The organism is Paenibacillus sp. Y412MC10, from assembly GCF_000024685.1.
GTDB classification, from domain to species: Bacteria; Bacillota; Bacilli; order Paenibacillales; family Paenibacillaceae; genus Paenibacillus_AQ; species Paenibacillus_AQ lautus_A.
In genome coordinates this window covers 2,585,321-2,600,081 of record NC_013406.1, presented here as the reverse complement: position 1 = coordinate 2,600,081, position 14,761 = coordinate 2,585,321, and the positions used below count along the sequence as shown (strand labels likewise).

18 protein-coding genes are annotated in these 14,761 nt (G+C 50.7%); 7 read left to right on the top strand and 11 right to left on the bottom strand.

What is annotated here, in order from left to right; all coding sequences use genetic code 11:
• Positions 1-115 precede the first annotated feature (115 nt).
• The 7 genes from proB to GYMC10_RS11320 all read left to right on the top strand — a co-directional run bounded on the left by proB (position 116) and on the right by GYMC10_RS11320 (position 6,393).
• The gene (gene proB, locus GYMC10_RS11350) at positions 116-1,219 is read left to right on the top strand and encodes a glutamate 5-kinase (protein ID WP_036665582.1); all 1,104 of its coding nucleotides are present in this window, start codon (positions 116-118) and stop codon (positions 1,217-1,219) included.
• 57 nt (positions 1,220-1,276) lie between these two features.
• Entirely contained in the window at positions 1,277-2,524 is a 1,248-nt protein-coding gene (locus tag GYMC10_RS11345) for a glutamate-5-semialdehyde dehydrogenase (RefSeq protein ID WP_015734584.1), read from the top strand.
• Positions 2,525-2,560: 36 nt separating this feature from the next.
• A complete protein-coding gene (gene proC / locus GYMC10_RS11340) occupies positions 2,561-3,430 on the top strand; it encodes a pyrroline-5-carboxylate reductase (RefSeq protein ID WP_015734583.1) in 870 nt (289 codons plus the stop codon).
• A complete protein-coding gene (locus GYMC10_RS11335) occupies positions 3,427-4,641 on the top strand; it encodes a 2,3-diketo-5-methylthiopentyl-1-phosphate enolase (RefSeq protein WP_015734582.1) in 1,215 nt (404 codons plus the stop codon). Before proC ends, GYMC10_RS11335 begins: the two co-directional genes overlap by 4 nt.
• Positions 4,638-5,318, top strand: a complete 681-nt coding sequence (locus GYMC10_RS11330) for a 2-hydroxy-3-keto-5-methylthiopentenyl-1-phosphate phosphatase (RefSeq protein WP_015734581.1) — start codon at positions 4,638-4,640, stop codon at positions 5,316-5,318. Before GYMC10_RS11335 ends, GYMC10_RS11330 begins: the two co-directional genes overlap by 4 nt.
• A complete protein-coding gene (locus tag GYMC10_RS11325; RefSeq protein ID WP_015734580.1) occupies positions 5,319-5,975 on the top strand; it encodes a methylthioribulose 1-phosphate dehydratase in 657 nt (218 codons plus the stop codon).
• A 124-nt stretch (positions 5,976-6,099) separates the two neighbouring features.
• On the top strand, positions 6,100-6,393 hold the full coding sequence (locus tag GYMC10_RS11320; RefSeq protein WP_015734579.1) for an SdpI family protein: 294 nt from the start codon (positions 6,100-6,102) through the stop codon (positions 6,391-6,393).
• Between the two features lie 55 nt (positions 6,394-6,448).
• On the opposite strand, the gene GYMC10_RS32215 is transcribed toward GYMC10_RS11320, so the two are convergent.
• The 11 genes from GYMC10_RS32215 to GYMC10_RS11270 form a co-directional block, all read right to left on the bottom strand.
• On the bottom strand, positions 6,449-6,589 hold the full coding sequence (locus GYMC10_RS32215; RefSeq protein ID WP_009595238.1) for a hypothetical protein: 141 nt from the start codon (positions 6,587-6,589) through the stop codon (positions 6,449-6,451).
• A 92-nt stretch (positions 6,590-6,681) separates the two neighbouring features.
• Positions 6,682-7,797 carry a hypothetical protein gene (locus GYMC10_RS11315; RefSeq protein ID WP_015734578.1) on the bottom strand — a complete coding sequence of 372 codons (1,116 nt, stop codon included), beginning with the start codon at positions 7,795-7,797 and terminating at the stop codon, positions 6,682-6,684.
• 23 nt (positions 7,798-7,820) lie between these two features.
• Entirely contained in the window at positions 7,821-8,279 is a 459-nt protein-coding gene (locus tag GYMC10_RS11310) for a hypothetical protein (RefSeq protein WP_015734577.1), read from the bottom strand.
• The gene (locus tag GYMC10_RS11305; RefSeq protein WP_015734576.1) at positions 8,276-8,767 is read right to left on the bottom strand and encodes an RNA polymerase sigma factor; all 492 of its coding nucleotides are present in this window, start codon (positions 8,765-8,767) and stop codon (positions 8,276-8,278) included. Before GYMC10_RS11305 ends, GYMC10_RS11310 begins: the two co-directional genes overlap by 4 nt.
• A 222-nt stretch (positions 8,768-8,989) precedes the next feature.
• Positions 8,990-9,823: a CPBP family intramembrane glutamic endopeptidase gene (locus tag GYMC10_RS11300; RefSeq protein WP_015734574.1), complete on the bottom strand. Its 834-nt coding sequence runs from the start codon at positions 9,821-9,823 to the stop codon at positions 8,990-8,992.
• A gap of 63 nt (positions 9,824-9,886) precedes the next feature.
• Positions 9,887-10,921, bottom strand: a complete 1,035-nt coding sequence (locus GYMC10_RS11295; protein ID WP_015734573.1) for a phosphotransferase enzyme family protein — start codon at positions 10,919-10,921, stop codon at positions 9,887-9,889.
• Positions 10,922-11,067: 146 nt separating this feature from the next.
• Positions 11,068-11,337, bottom strand: a complete 270-nt coding sequence (locus tag GYMC10_RS11290) for a CD3324 family protein (protein WP_009595112.1) — start codon at positions 11,335-11,337, stop codon at positions 11,068-11,070.
• A 287-nt stretch (positions 11,338-11,624) separates the two neighbouring features.
• A complete protein-coding gene (locus GYMC10_RS11285) occupies positions 11,625-12,290 on the bottom strand; it encodes an HAD family hydrolase (RefSeq protein ID WP_200868628.1) in 666 nt (221 codons plus the stop codon).
• Between the two features lie 19 nt (positions 12,291-12,309).
• Positions 12,310-12,999, bottom strand: coding sequence for an HAD family hydrolase (locus GYMC10_RS11280; RefSeq protein ID WP_260871277.1), 690 nt, complete (start codon positions 12,997-12,999; stop codon positions 12,310-12,312).
• A gap of 88 nt (positions 13,000-13,087) precedes the next feature.
• Positions 13,088-14,110: a DUF4367 domain-containing protein gene (locus GYMC10_RS11275; RefSeq protein WP_015734570.1), complete on the bottom strand. Its 1,023-nt coding sequence runs from the start codon at positions 14,108-14,110 to the stop codon at positions 13,088-13,090.
• Entirely contained in the window at positions 14,074-14,688 is a 615-nt protein-coding gene (locus tag GYMC10_RS11270; RefSeq protein WP_015734569.1) for an RNA polymerase sigma factor, read from the bottom strand. The genes GYMC10_RS11275 and GYMC10_RS11270 overlap by 37 nt, the downstream gene beginning before the upstream one ends.
• Between the last annotated feature and the right edge of the window lie 73 nt (positions 14,689-14,761).

Here is a 14,761-nt window from a genome sequence, read left to right as displayed (position 1 = left end):
ACCGCGGAAGTCCAACTTTCGTCCTTTCTCATACAGGACGAAAGTTTTTTTGTTTTCAGGGAAATGGATTCGTAACAGCCATTCCTACCATCATAAATACAAGGAAGTGATCACGATGCTCTCGCGCATCGTCGTAAAGATTGGAAGCAGCTCCCTAACGACAGACGAAGGCGGACTTAATCTGGATTCGGTCGCGTTTTTTGCCGGGGAACTTGCCGGGCTCCGCGAGGCCGGCCATGAAGTTCTCCTCGTGACCTCCGGAGCCGTCGCAGCAGGTTTTAGGGAGATCGGGTACGAGACGAGGCCCAAGCTGCTCCATGAGAAGCAAGCATCCGCAGCATTGGGCCAAGCGCTGCTCATGCGGGCTTACCAGAATGCGCTGGCCTCCCATCAACTGAAAGCGGCCCAGATTCTGTTGACGAGAATGGACTTTGCGAACCGCAAACGCATGAACAACGCCAGCATGACGATTACGGAGCTTTTGAAGCAAGGCGTCATCCCCATCATTAACGAGAACGACACGGTTTCGATTGACGAGCTGAAATTCGGCGATAACGATACGTTATCCGCACTAGTCGCCAACCTGGTCCGCGCTCAGCAATTAATCATCCTGACCGATACGGACGGCTTATACACGGCCGATCCGCGCAAGTCGCCGGATGCCATAAAATACGAGGAAATTCATGACATTACCGATGAAATTTACAGCATGGCGGGAGGGGCCGGCTCCAGCGTCGGAACCGGCGGCATGCGCTCGAAAATCGATGCCGCCAAAATCGCCACCCGCGGCGGCGTTCCCGTATTCATCGGCAAAGCCAACGAGCCCGGCGATCTGGTGAAAGCATTGGAGCACAGCGGCAAAGGTACGTATTTTGCCACTCACCTGTCGGCCCTGCCTGTGAAAAAGCAATGGCTCGGCTTTATGTCCTCGCCGCTGGGTCGGATCGTAGTCGATCCCGGTGCCGAGAAGGCGCTGATCCACGGAGGTCACAGCCTCCTTCCCGTTGGCGTTAAACGGATCGAAGGCAGTTTCCATGCAGGCGATGTGGTGGAAGTCGTCAATATGGACAACGTAAGGCTCGGCAGAGGCATCGTCAATTACGACGAGGACCAGCTGCAGGCCGTGCTCGGATTGCCGAGCAGCCAAGTCATCGGTATTATCGGCGAGATCCATCGGCTCGAGGTTATTCACCGCGATGAATGGATTACGTTAAAATAGTCCGTATCGCATCCCGAAGTTAAATCTTTTTATCACCTATACGAAGGAGGAATCATCATGAGTGAGGTACGCAATAAAGCTCAGCTCGCCAAGCAGGCTGCATTTCGTCTTGGCAGACTGAGCACGGAGGAGAAAAATCAGGCGCTGCTGATCATGGCCGACGCCCTGATCCAGCGGACGGCAAATATCATGGAAGCCAACGCAGAGGATCTTCGGCGCGGGAAGGAGCTTGGCACCTCTGCTTCCCTGCTGGATCGGCTGGCACTGAACGAAGCCAGAATCGAGGGCATTGCCGAAGGGTTGCGCCAAATCGTGGAGCTACCGGACCCGATCGGCGACACCTTGGAAACGATCGATCGTCCGAACGGACTGAACATCGTGAAGAAACGCGTTCCCCTGGGCGTGATCGGCATCATTTATGAAGCACGTCCCAATGTGACGGTCGATGCCGCCGGGCTGTGCTTGAAGACGGGCAATGCGGTCGTCCTGCGGGGCGGATCATCCGCCCTCTCCTCCAACCGCAAAATCATCGAAGTTCTTCACGAAGCTATGGAACGCACTGCGCTGCCTAAAGAAGCGCTTCAGCTTATCGAGGACCCGAACCGCTCCTCCGTGGATGAAATGCTGAAACTGAACGGACTGCTGGATGTCATCATCCCGCGCGGCGGCAGCTCCCTGATCCAGAACGTCGTGATGAATGCCACCGTGCCGGTCATCGAAACCGGGGCGGGCATATGCCATACGTACCTGGACGCATCGGCACGGCCGGACATGGCCGCCGCTATCAGCATCAATGCCAAGGTGCAGCGCCCTTCGGTCTGCAATTCCATGGAAACCCTGCTCGTCCATGCGGAGTATGCCAAATCGCACCTGACTTCGCTGGCCGAAGCTTTCCGTGAGCGTAATGTCGAGCTGCGCGGATGCCAGCGAACCCTGGAATATATCCCTTGGGCTGCCGTCGCAACGTCCGAGGATTACTCGACAGAGTATAACGACTATATTTTGAACATTAAAATCGTGGACCGCCTGGATGAGGCCATCGAGCACATTTCAGTATATGGCACGAAGCATTCCGAATGCATCGTAACGGAGAACGAGGATCATGCGGAGCGTTTCCTGCAGGAAGTAGACGCAGCGGCTGTCTATCATAACGCTTCGACCCGCTTCACCGACGGCTTTGAATTCGGCTTCGGCGCCGAAATCGGGATCAGCACCCAGAAGCTGCATGCCCGGGGACCTATGGGGTTACCCGCGCTTACTTCCTCCAAATATGTTATTATCGGTAGTGGTCAAATACGCGAATAAATCATTCATCCCAAGCCATGAAGGAGGAACAAAACGATGTGCCAATCCCCGCAGAACCGACCTTTAATTGATAAAGCAATCACCTTCTACGGCGCAGGCTCGATGGCCGAAGCGATCGTACGAGGATTAGTGAGCCGTTCTGTCGTGCTTCCCGAGAATATTACGATGCTGAACCGTAGCAACGCCCAGCGCCTTCTGGAACTGAGCGAACGGTACGGCGTCCAGATCAACAACGACGAGGCCGCCAAAATCGAAATTTTGAAAACCTCGCCGGTGATCGTGCTGGCCATGAAACCGAAGGATGCCGCCAAAGCGCTGAAAGAACTGGGACCCAAGCTCTCCAGCGACCAATTGATCATCTCCGTGATCGCCGGACTTTCGATTTATACGACGCAGACGCTGCTAGGAAACCAGCAGCCCATTGCAAGAACGATGCCGAATACATCCGCTTCGATCGGGCTTGGTTCCACGGGCATTGCGTTCTCGAAGGAAATCAGCGAAGAACAGCGTCAGCTCGTGCTGACTTTGTTCGAGGCAGTCGGCCACGTAACGGTCATCGAAGAAGAGAAGATGGACATCCTGACCGGGATATCCGGCAGCGGCCCGGCTTACTTCTATTACATGATGGAGGCCATGACCGCAGCGGGAATCCGCGGCGGCCTGACGCCGGAGCAAAGCCGCGAGCTGACGCTTCAAACGATTCTGGGTGCCGCCCGCATGGTCCAGCAGACCGGGGAACAGCCATCGTCGCTGCGCGCGAAGATTACATCGCCGAACGGATCGACGCAAGCTGCCCTGGAAACGCTCGACAAAGGCGATTTCTTCGAAACGGTCATTGCCGCCGTAAACCGCTGCGCTGAGCGCTCCAAAGAAATGGGCGCGATGCTGAAGGAGCAGATCTCATGAGCCGCTGTATTGCAACGTACCGAATTTATGACGACCAGGCGGATTTCCGTAAGAAAGCGACCTCCATCGCCGTTGGCATGACGGTTGGCAGCTGGACCGAGCTGCCGCAGGCCAAACGCGAAGCCATGCAGAAACATCTTGGCGAGGTCGTTGACATTCAGGTTCACGAGGGCTGGGAGCCGGGCAGCCGTTATGCGGATGTCAGCATCGCTTATCCGGACATCAATTTTAGCCGGGATATTCCTGCCCTGCTGGTGACCGTGTTCGGCAAAATTTCCATGGACGGGCGCATCAAACTGACGTCCCTGGATCTGTCTCCTGACTTCCTGAGTGCATTTCCCGGACCGAAGCATGGCATCGACGGAATCAGAGGCCTTCTCGGCGTCCATGACCGCCCGCTGCTCATGAGCATCTTCAAATCGGTGATTGGACTGAATGCGGACGAGCTCAGAGCCCAATTTATCCGCCAGGCGCTCGGCGGCGTGGATCTGATCAAGGATGACGAAATCCTGTTCGAGAACGACCTCACCCCGATTGAAAAACGGGTCAGCATGTGCATTCAGGCCGCTTCGGACGTCGAACAGCAGACGGGCAAAAAACTGCTGTACGCGGCCAATTTGACCGGCCGTACATCGCAGCTGCGCGAGCAAGCATTGCGCGCGATCGATGCAGGCGCCAATGCCCTGCTCTTCAATGTGCTGTCCTACGGGTATGACGTCCTGCACGAGCTGAGCAGCGATCCGGAGATTACGGTACCCATCGCGGCTCACCCAGCGCTTGCCGGCGCCATCTATCCTTCTCCGCACTATGGGATTGCGGCACCTGTGCTGCTCGGCCAGCTGATGCGGATCGCCGGAGCCGATCTGGTGCTCTTCCCTTCTCCTTACGGCTCCGTCACGATGCCGAGGGAAGAGAATCTCGCCATTCGCGACGAGCTGCATAGCGCTAAGCTTGGCGTGAAGCGAAGCATGCCGGTACCGTCCGCGGGAATTCATCCGGGACTCGTTCCGCGCATCATCCGGGATTTCGGCACCGATGTGGTCGTTAACGCAGGCGGCGGGATCCACGGTCATCCGATGGGAACCGAAGCGGGCGGCAAAGCCTTTGTACAGGCGATTGAGGCAACGATGAAATCCGTGCCGCTTGCCCACTATGCCGAAGAGCACGAAGAACTGAAAGCCGCACTGGACATCTGGGGAGGAGAAGCATGACATCAGGAGCAAAACAGCCGATTATTTTTTGCGATTTCGACGGAACTATCACGAACAACGATAACATCGTTGCCATCATGAAACACTTCAAACCGGAAGGCTTCGAGCCGATCATGCAGGATACGGTTGACCGCACCATTTCAATTCGGGAAGGCGTTGGCCGCATGTTCGCCCTCTTCCCTTCCTCTATGAAAGAAGAAATTACCGAGTATGTGCTGAGCCATGCCGGGATCCGGGAAGGCTTCGCAGCGTTCCTTGACTATTTGAAATCCGAGCAGATCGAGTTCTATGTCACAAGCGGCGGCATCGATTTCTTTGTCGATCCTCTGCTGAAGCCCTTTGGCATACCGGCGGACCATATCTTCTGCAACGGTGCCGATTTCGAAGGGGATCGCATTGAGATTACCTGGCCGCATCCTTGCAAGGAATCCTGCCATAACGACTGCGGCATGTGCAAGGTTACGGTGATGGACCGTTTTCCAGCCGACCGATATTACCGGATTCTCATCGGTGACAGCCTTACCGATTTTGAAGGCGCCAAGCAGGCCGACTTGGTCTATTCCCGCTCCACGCTTACCGAGCAGTGCAAGAAGCTTGGCGTGTTTCATGTACCATTCGAGACATTTACCGATATCCAGAACGACATGAAAGACAAGTTTACGCAGGAGGTGCTGTAAGTGGCATTTTCAGATATCCAGCTCGAACAGAAGCAGGCTGCGCTGCAGGAACTTAGAGGAATCAAGGAACTGTTTGCATCCAGAAACTGGTTCCCGGGCACCAGCGGCAATCTTTCCGTCCGTGTTGGCGAATTCCATCCGGAGCAGTTTTATTTTGCCGTCACGGCCAGCGGAAAAGACAAATCCGTACATACGCCGGAGGATTATCTCTTTGTGGACCAGAACGGTGTCCCTTGCGAAGCAACCGGCTTAAAGCCCAGCGCGGAAACTTTAATCCACTGTGAAATCTACCGGAAAACCGGCTGCGGCGCCATTTTCCATGTGCACACCATCGACAACAACCTGATCAGCGATTGGTATGGTGAACAAGGTTACGTGCCTGCCCAAGGAATCGAGCTGATCAAAGCCTTTAACATTTGGGAAGAGGACGCGGCGATCCGCATTCCGATCCTGCCGAACTATGCGGACATTCCGCGGATTGCAGAGCTCGTTCCCGACGCGCTCGATCCGGCGGTACCCGGCATTTTGCTGCGTAACCACGGCATCTATGCCTGGGGCAAAAATGCGTTCGAAGCCAAAAAACATCTGGAGGCTTTTGAGTTTATATTCGAATACTCCTACCGCCGTTTGCTTATGAATGCAGCCGGTTCCAAGTAATTTTAGCCTTGCGGGGATTGAGCTTAATCAGCCGGATATCCCGCGTGACAGGTCCTGGCACCCTGAAATCCGACCGCTTCGGTTCGGGGTGCATCCGGCTTATCCTTCCAGAGGAGTGTGTAGGGTGCTTGAAAGCTTAGCCATCGGCGTCGTGTTTATTTTGTACGGGTTGGTCCTCTTTTTGATTCCGCCTAAAAGCTCCACAAGTTTTTATGCTTACAAAACGACGTCTTCACTCAAAAATGAACGGAATTTTAAAGTTGCCAATGCCTACGTCAGCTTGCTGCTGATGATTTTCGGAGTCATCCTGCTGCTGATCGCCAGGCTTACCGGCCACTTCATGACGACCGTGATTTCGACCGTCATCGTTTTTATCCTGATTTATATTCTCGTTGAACGAAAGCTAAAAAACCTGTAAAACGATCACAATCGTTTTACAGGTTTTTTCTTTGGAACGCTAAACGCTAGGTGAATCATAGCCGATTCTGATCCTGCTCCGATAAAGAGATCGAAGGCGACGGTACCGGATCCGGCGAAGAGTAGGCATTGACGACAAACAAGCAAGTCCCAACAAACAGAGCAATATACAACAAATAATACAGATTCTTGGCCACAATATCTCCCCCCATGTCTCGTTCATCATTACTGGTTGATTTGCGCACGCTTGATCATCGGTTGGAAATCTTCCAGGTGATGATCGGATTATTTAATCGTTGTCGGAATCATAAAATGGACGAATTCCACTCCGTGAATCCTTCTTCGAGCCTGTCATCAGCTTGATTCCTCCTCCGATGAGAAGCACCGCTACGATCACGGTTTTCATGTAGGTTCGAATCCGGTAATCCAGGTGCAAATCCGGAAACAGCGTTTCAATATAAGGCATCACAACGCTCGTAAATACGAAATAGATGCCAAGAATGAGCAGGCCAAGCCCGAGCCAGCGCTGCTGATTCCCAAGGCCCGAGATGATCGGCCGATCCCGGAGCGGCTCCCGGCCGTAGCGGCTGACTTGCTGCAAACCATCGAAAAAGGCATAAAACCAGATCAACGGGATCAAAAACAGAAATACCGAGAGTTTAAGCACATCCAGTACATAGATGCTGCCAAGAAATAGAACCATGAGTTGCAGTCCGCGTTTTTGCAAACCCAAATACATTTGACCCGCTCCGGGAAACGCCGATAGCAAGGTGGCAAACACTTTGCTGCGGCGTCCGCTCTCCCGGCCGCTCTCCAGCTCATCAAACAGCGTGCGGTCTATGAGCAGGTCCCCGGCTTGCTTGCGGTGAACCAGCTGTACCACGTCAAACATGCAATAAAGCCATATGATCGGCAGCATGCCCAAAAACAGCAGGAACACCGATTCATGAGTCAACCCCGTCAGGAACACCAGAATCGTTCCAAGTCCGAAAAAGGCGATCAAGAATGACAGCCCACGCTGCATCAAGCCCAGTTGAAAATGGCCAAGGCCGGGAATGAAGGACAGCAGGATGGTATAAAAGCGCTCGGACTCATCGCTCTTGTCTTGGCGAATCTCCATCGGCCGCCCGAATTCATCATGAATAATCGTGACGGGGGTATAACGGATCAACGCAATGAGCAGATCGAGCATGCTGATCCCCCAGATCATTAAAGCACCGAGAAGTCCCAGCGCAAATAATGCGTCGGAAGCCGACATGATTCCAAGCAAAATCCCGCCAAACAGGCTTCCGAAGAACAGCAGCGGATATAACAGCGCCCGTCCCTTCCTCCCCCAGTAATAATGGCCGAGACCCGGAAGGATATTGAGTATAAAGGCAAAACCTTTACTTCGTTGCGGTTGCACTAAGCATCTTCCTTTCATTTTTCTTATCTGGATAATAGCCGGTCCAGCCAGCCCGTTGTTTTTTCCACCCATTGCTCACTATAGGAAGGCGTATCGGATAAAGGGACCTGACCGCTAATCTCACTGGGAAGCAGCCGGTCGAATGCCCCGGTGAAGAGGAACAGCATCGTAATGGACGCCGCTATGGCATAATGGACGATGGCGCGTTCGTACCAGCGCTTGGGCCGCTCCTGAATCCGCAGCGGTGCTTTCGGGGTGTAAGGCTTAATCTGTTCATGTTCCACCACCTGCTCGGCAAATGCTTCAGGATCTGCCATACCGGGAAGTTCGGCATCAAGCTCCGACAGAACCTGCATATAGATCTCCAGCACGCCGTCATCCGATAGCATGAGCTCTTCATAAGAAGTTCGTTCTTCGGGCGAGCCTTCCCCTCTAACATAACGTTCGGTCAGCAGCTTGAGCTCGTGATCCTTGGCGTTCATTTCCACTCCTCCTCCTTCCACGATTTCCGAATCCATTGTCTGGCCCGGTATAATTTCGACTCAACCGTCTTGACCGTGACATTCAGCTCGGCTGCGATTTGTTCGTAGTTTTTCTCTTCCAAATAAAAAGCCGTAATAATGACGCGGTGATTGTCCGGCAATGCTTCAATTTTCTCTCGAAGTTCCTCTCTTCTCTCCTTATGTATGAGCAGAGAAACCACATCCTCGTCCCGGGAAGGGAGTTTATCCAGCACTTCTGCATGTTCGCCGGGCAGCTGCTCCGGCGGTTTACGGGAAAGCTTCCTCTTCATGTCAATCGCTTTGTTCAAGGCGATGCGGGTAATCCAGGTCTTAAAACCTTCAGATCTGTACTGGGGGAGAGCTTTGTATACTTGTATGAACACTTCCTGCGACGCATCCTCCGCTTCCTTGGCATCCCGCAGGACCGAATATGCCGTATGGAACACGTGCTGGCTGTATTGGTTCACCAGTTCCCGAAAGGCTTCTTGCTCACCTTGCAGGATGCGCGCGATTAACGTTTCTGCATCAATAACTCTCCCCTCCTTCCCAAATACATAGACGTCAGCTTTATGAGCTGCCCCTGCACTTTTTCAAAAAAATTTTGGATCAATCTAAAAACAAGGACAAACACACTTGCCCCCTAGTTTGCCCGTACCGGCCAAAACAAAAAAGAACGTCTATCGACGCCCTTAGGAAGGTTGCAGAATCATACCGCTAAGGACGAATAGAACGTTCATCACAAAATGCATGACCATGACGGGAGCCAATCCTTTCGAACGAATGGCTACGCCCCCCATCATGATACCAAAGATGGAAAACAACAGGCAAACGGGCCATGAAAAACCTAGGTGGTAATGGTATAAACCAAAGGTAGCTCCGGCGATGACAAGCCCTTTCAGCTCCCCAAACCCACTTACAAAATGACTAAGTATGTATCCCCGCCACAACAGCTCCTCAAGGACGGCATTGATCAGCGCAAATGATAGTGCATAACCGATAAGATCGAGAAATTGCGGCTGTCCCCAGTCAATATAAAATAAAAATATGGCACAGACGTTAACCAGGAAAATAAGCATGAAACGCCAGATCGGATCCTTGAGCGGGCCCTTGAATATCCATGGAAAATGAATCGTTTTTCCCCATGAACCTGTGGCAAGGTATAACGGTTTTTCCTTCGTTAAAATTGCCGCCAGTGCAAAGGGTAATACAAATAATATCAGACTTAACCTCGATAGGATGATCGCCCAGGCATCGTGCCCCGCTAATCCATTTTTAATGATTTCACCAGAAGAATGATAGAGCATATAACCTATCGCCATGATAAGCGCCACGATGGCCGTGTCATTTATCTGAATCGATATCTTGCGTACGCTTCTAAGCTTGAACATAGTATATATTATCAGGATCAGTCCGATTCCCCACGCCACGGATAGAAGGAATGATGACCATTGAACCCATACGATGGTGGCGATCATGATGATCAAGCAGGTATTAAATTCACCTGGGTGGTTCGTTACTTGCAAGCTTTTCTCTCCCATTCTGTAACGCGTATGATGATAACATGATACCCTTCTATCATGACTGGATCAACTAGAGATTGGTGCATCGTCTATTTCTATGGGCTCTACCACATTCAGCAGAAACGGGCGTCCGCGCAAATATTCATGGATATAGGCTAGCGCATAGATTTGCTCACTCTTCAGACTTTCTGTCTCTCTTGGATTGGAGGCATGGTGACTATAATTCTCCATCATGATCATGATGAAAAAGCATTCCAGAGACTGAATATAATTCGAGCCCAACTTCCGCACGCTTTCATATCCTTGAAGCACTTTTAAACGTTGGTTCGGAACGAGTGACAACATTACCGCTGCCAAATCGTAAAGAAAATAACCATAGCCACATCTACCGAAATCAATCGGATGAGGAAATCCCCCTTCAAATACCAGATTCCCCAAATGCAAATCGGCATGAATGAGACCGTAGTTGAAATCGTCAGCGTTCATATGATCAAGCTGGGATATAACCTTTTCAGCTGCGAGTTGGTATAGTATAAATGAGGCTTCCGACAAAAAAGTCCCCGCATATCGTTCCAACTTGGCGAGCGCTTCTCTATAAGAGTTTATCCCCCATACCGGCCCCCGGCAATCAGAAGGTCTTTCGAAGCCAAGTGCCGCTTCATGCAGTTGGGCAATCAAGACACCTACCTGATAAGCCTGGTCTTCTGTAAGTCTTTCATGCGCATGCACACCATCCACCCATTTCATGACGGTAACAAGAGGTGCTCTGAATCCATGATCTGTATCGATTGTCAACCATCTTAACCCACTTGGAGTGGTTATACCTGTCGGCACTTTGATACCTGCGGTAATAAGGGCATCCAGAAATTGAAGCTCCAGGTCGATTTCATTGCTGCACCGCCGATCCGAATGAATTCTTAACAAGCAGGTTTCATCTATGTTCGTCCTAACTTGATATGTAATCGTGTCCGAAATACCGATAAATTCAATCTCAACCCATCTCAGGTTATATTGCTGAAGTGCCGATACCGCAACCCTTTTGGCTCTTTCGAGCAGCGCACATCTTTGTTCTTCTGTTTCAAATTGAAAAAACTCATTCATGAACTCACCTCTGCTCTATGGATTTGAACGTTCTTGAATGATTATAATTGCTCAGCGGCTGCATTTCCTATATAACGATTAGTTTAAAATGACTTTTAAACACAAGAAAAAAGCCACATCAGAATCAGTTCCAATGTGACTTGCATTTACTTGTTTTTGGTATACACGATTTTTTTGATGGAATCGCAGGATAAACAATACTGAGAAGAAAGCTGGTCAATCGTGGCGCCTGAAGCAAACAGCTGCCGGATTTCCAGGTTTCTTTTTTTCAAATACACCCGGCTGCCCGAGTTTTCTCCCCATTTCTTGCGCAATCCTTCGGGTTTCGGGATGTATACCATCCCGCCCTGTACATATTTTTGTACTTCCTTCAGCAATTCCTCGGGAAGTATAATATCCGCGTTTATATATTTCATGGTAGCTCTGCTCCTTAAAATTAAAATAAAGGTTTTAAGGATGCAAAGTCCAATAGATAAACGGCCCTCTCTACGCGAGGTAATCAGGCGGTAACTTTCTCATCGCTCCATGCAAACAACCGCCGTTGTTCATCATATAGACTTTGCATAGAGCTCATCGTCAATCTTCCCATCATGATCATGATCATGCCCCTCCCTTCACAAATTATGACATTCCGACTGGTTATGACCATTATAACCGATGTTAGGCGAAAAATCGAAGCCTCCGTCTCATCGGCAGGAGATCCTTAAACCGCTAAGCTTGCAAACGACCGGAGCATCTCCTCCACCGTTTTGAAGAAATAGGTCGGCTGGCATACCGTCAGCTCTTCCTCCGAACCATAGCCGTAACCTGCAGCCATGCTGTGTATCCCGCAATTCCGTGCTCCTATTAAATCATGCATCCGATCTCCGATCATGACGGCTTCCGAAGCATCAATACGGCAGGTATCCAGAACATGCTGAATGATTTCGGTTTTGGCGGACCGGGTGCCGTCCAGTTCGCTTCCGCACACCATGGTAAAATAAGCGGACAGCTGGAAATGCTCAAGTATCGTTTCCGCAAAAACCGCAGGCTTGGAGGTAGCGACATACAACTGTCGCCCTTGCGATAACAGTAAATCCAATACATCGCGAATGCCGACATATACTTCATTTTCATACAGGCCGGTGTCCTTGAAATATTCACGATAGCTGAGAATTGCTTCCCAAGCCTCGGCCTCGTTGAAATGGTACTTTTCGGTGAAGGTCTCCTGGAGCGGGGGACCGATAAAACATTCCAGCTCGGAAAGATCGTTGACGATAATCCCTTGCTGACCGAGTGCGTGCCTCACAGCTTTCGTGATGCCTTCGCGCGGATCGGTCAGGGTTCCGTCCAAATCAAATAGAATATGCTTGTATTTCAATTCGATCATTCTCCTTCTTTCATGATTCCTAAGTCAGATCCTTAAGCTCCATAAGATCCTTGATCGTATAAGCAGGCCGATGACGGTCGCTTAAAGGGGCGCCCCGGCGATTATAATAACAAAAGTCAATTCCTGCATTCGCTGCTCCTTCATAATCATCCGTAAGCGAATCCCCTATGTACAGCACCTCGCTTGAGTCAACCGCTAATTCCTGCAAAGCAAGCTCAAAGATATGCGGATCCGGCTTCCAGTACTTTACTTCATCCGAAATGATGAAGGAATCAAAATAATGAAACAAGCCTCCTGCCGCAAGACGTTTGCGCTGTGCTTCACCAATGCCGTTGGAGATCACGCCGAGCGCAAAATTGCCGTGCAGGTGCTCCAGTATAAGATCGGCATGCGGTTCCAAATGGGGGGAACTGCAAAATAACCCCCAGTATGTTTCCGAAATCTCCCGACACTGGTTAAAATCCCGCTTCAATCCAAGGAACGTGTCCGTGAAGGAGTGCTCCAACACCTGCCTAATGTCGTGATTATGCTGAATTCGGTTCATCCAGTAATTAAAATTGATCGGTCCGAATGTCCCCCAGAACTCATCCCACGTCAAATCCTCATGCAGACGGTATAACTCCAGCGCCTGCTGCATGCATTTCTTTTCGCTCTGACTGTAGTCTAGCAACGTGTTGTCCAGATCAAAAATAATGGCCTTGTATCTCATCTCCATCTCCCCCTCCGGCCGATGCTGCAACTATATGCATTCGCTAATCCGGAAAGGTTCTCCTGCTAATCAGGATCTGAAACGGTCGTTAGTTAATAAAGCGCTCTGCGATTTCTATCATGTTCTCTTTTGTTAGCTTCGCTTTGCTGTTCAATGCGATATGGTAATAAAGATCTTGGGCCTCATCCACCCAAGCCAGGCCCTGATTAAAATAGGCGTCCGCATATTGAACGTATATCATCTCATGGCCACCTGCCAGAACCTTTTCGACATGGTCCTTATCGGTATAATGAATCTCCTGCTTGGAGTTCATGGCGCTTCGCTTGGTTGCTATTACGCTGATGGAGGTTTCCATGTCGCTGCCTTTTACGTAGGATAGCGAAATCGAGCCCGCGCTGGGCGGTTTTATCTCCTTAACGAAAACACTTTTGCTTCCCGTCGATGCTTCCGCCTTCCGAATCAACTCATTTTGAATATCGTAATAAGCTTTTGTCGGTTCTCCCTCCTGAAACAAATCAGAAAGGTCGGGGATAAAGGAAAGGGTTCCTTCATGAAACGAATATTCATTTAATATCCGGGTGGGAATATGGATATCAGGCATTCCGCGCTTGCCGGCTTCCTCTCGAAATACACCCAGATCCCCCAAATGTAACGAACCTGCGTGAAATTCGAGTAAGGTTTCCTTTCCATGAATCTCTCTCTTCAAATCATTGATCTCTTGGTTATGGATATAGTAAGCGATGGCTTGACCGGGAAGGGCCGAGCGAAAGGCTAAACTTCGGGAAGGCGTATCGAGCGAATACAATCGGACCTGCTTTGCTTGTAATTCCTTAGAGTCCTCGGGTTCCGCTTTGGTCTCCAGCACCACTTTTCCCTCTTTGCTGCGGATCTGTACCAGTTCGGCTGCGGCATACACCGTGACGGACAGCGAAGTCACCAGCAACAGCGAGGCGGCCATGACGAGCGGTCTTCTGTACAAACTCGGCTTGCGTTTTTTGGCCGGAAGGGAAGCAATCCGTTCCATTACCGCATCCCTGACATCAATGACATACCGGCTCTTGGTACGTTGCTCCTTCAGCCTTTCCTCCACGTCATCTCGTTGAAATTCCATCGCGGTTCCCCCTCTCGATCATGCATCCACTTTTTTAATTTTTGGATCAGCCGGCTGTAGCGTTTTTTGGCCGTATCCTTGGTTTTATCTAGAATTTGTCCGATTTCCGCAAAGCTCTTTTCTTCAAATATCCGGAGAATAAGCAAGTTCCTCTCATCGTGGGACAGCCTGCGAAGTGCGCGTTCCATCGGCTCGCTGATGATATATTTCTGAGCTTCCTGCTCTGCGCTTTCGGCATGTTCCTTATCCGCCCTCAGTTTAGGAACGATATTCTGAAAGTACCGTTTCCTTCGCAGCATGTTCAGACAATGGTGATAAGCCATCTTATACAGCCAAGCAGAAAATGAGGTCTCTGGCTTATACGTCTCGAGTTTCTGGTAAGCCTTCACCATGATTTCCTGTACGGCATCCTCCGCATCCTGCCGCTGGTTCAGCAGTCTCCAGCAATACATGAAAATCTGCTGTTGAAATGCTTCAACGATATGTACAAAAGCTTGCCGATCCCCGTTTAACACCCGTTCTATGGTTACCTCGATGTCCAATTCCTTCATCTCTGGCTTCGTCGGTTGAATGCTCACTTTCGTTACTCCCCCCTCTCATCAGCAAATCTTCCACTGAAGATGCCTTCATGATTTATAACACATGACAGCG

Bases quoted from the DNA above. Each gene is read 5' to 3' on its own strand.
- GYMC10_RS11335 (WP_015734582.1), top strand. From the start codon at position 3,427: ATGAGCCGCTGTATTGCAACGTACCGAATTTATGACGACCAGGCGGAT.
- GYMC10_RS11280 (WP_260871277.1), bottom strand. From the start codon at position 12,999: ATGAGATACAAGGCCATTATTTTTGATCTGGACAACACGTTGCTAGAC.
- GYMC10_RS11310 (WP_015734577.1), bottom strand. From the start codon at position 8,279: ATGAACGCCAAGGATCACGAGCTCAAGCTGCTGACCGAACGTTATGTT.
- GYMC10_RS11345 (WP_015734584.1), top strand. From the start codon at position 1,277: ATGAGTGAGGTACGCAATAAAGCTCAGCTCGCCAAGCAGGCTGCATTT.
- GYMC10_RS11285 (WP_200868628.1), bottom strand. From the start codon at position 12,290: ATGATCGAATTGAAATACAAGCATATTCTATTTGATTTGGACGGAACC.
- GYMC10_RS11295 (WP_015734573.1), bottom strand. From the start codon at position 10,921: ATGAATGAGTTTTTTCAATTTGAAACAGAAGAACAAAGATGTGCGCTG.
- GYMC10_RS11290 (WP_009595112.1), bottom strand. From the start codon at position 11,337: ATGAAATATATAAACGCGGATATTATACTTCCCGAGGAATTGCTGAAG.
- proB (WP_036665582.1), top strand. From the start codon at position 116: ATGCTCTCGCGCATCGTCGTAAAGATTGGAAGCAGCTCCCTAACGACA.
- proC (WP_015734583.1), top strand. From the start codon at position 2,561: ATGTGCCAATCCCCGCAGAACCGACCTTTAATTGATAAAGCAATCACC.
- GYMC10_RS11330 (WP_015734581.1), top strand. From the start codon at position 4,638: ATGACATCAGGAGCAAAACAGCCGATTATTTTTTGCGATTTCGACGGA.
- GYMC10_RS11275 (WP_015734570.1), bottom strand. From the start codon at position 14,110: ATGGAATTTCAACGAGATGACGTGGAGGAAAGGCTGAAGGAGCAACGT.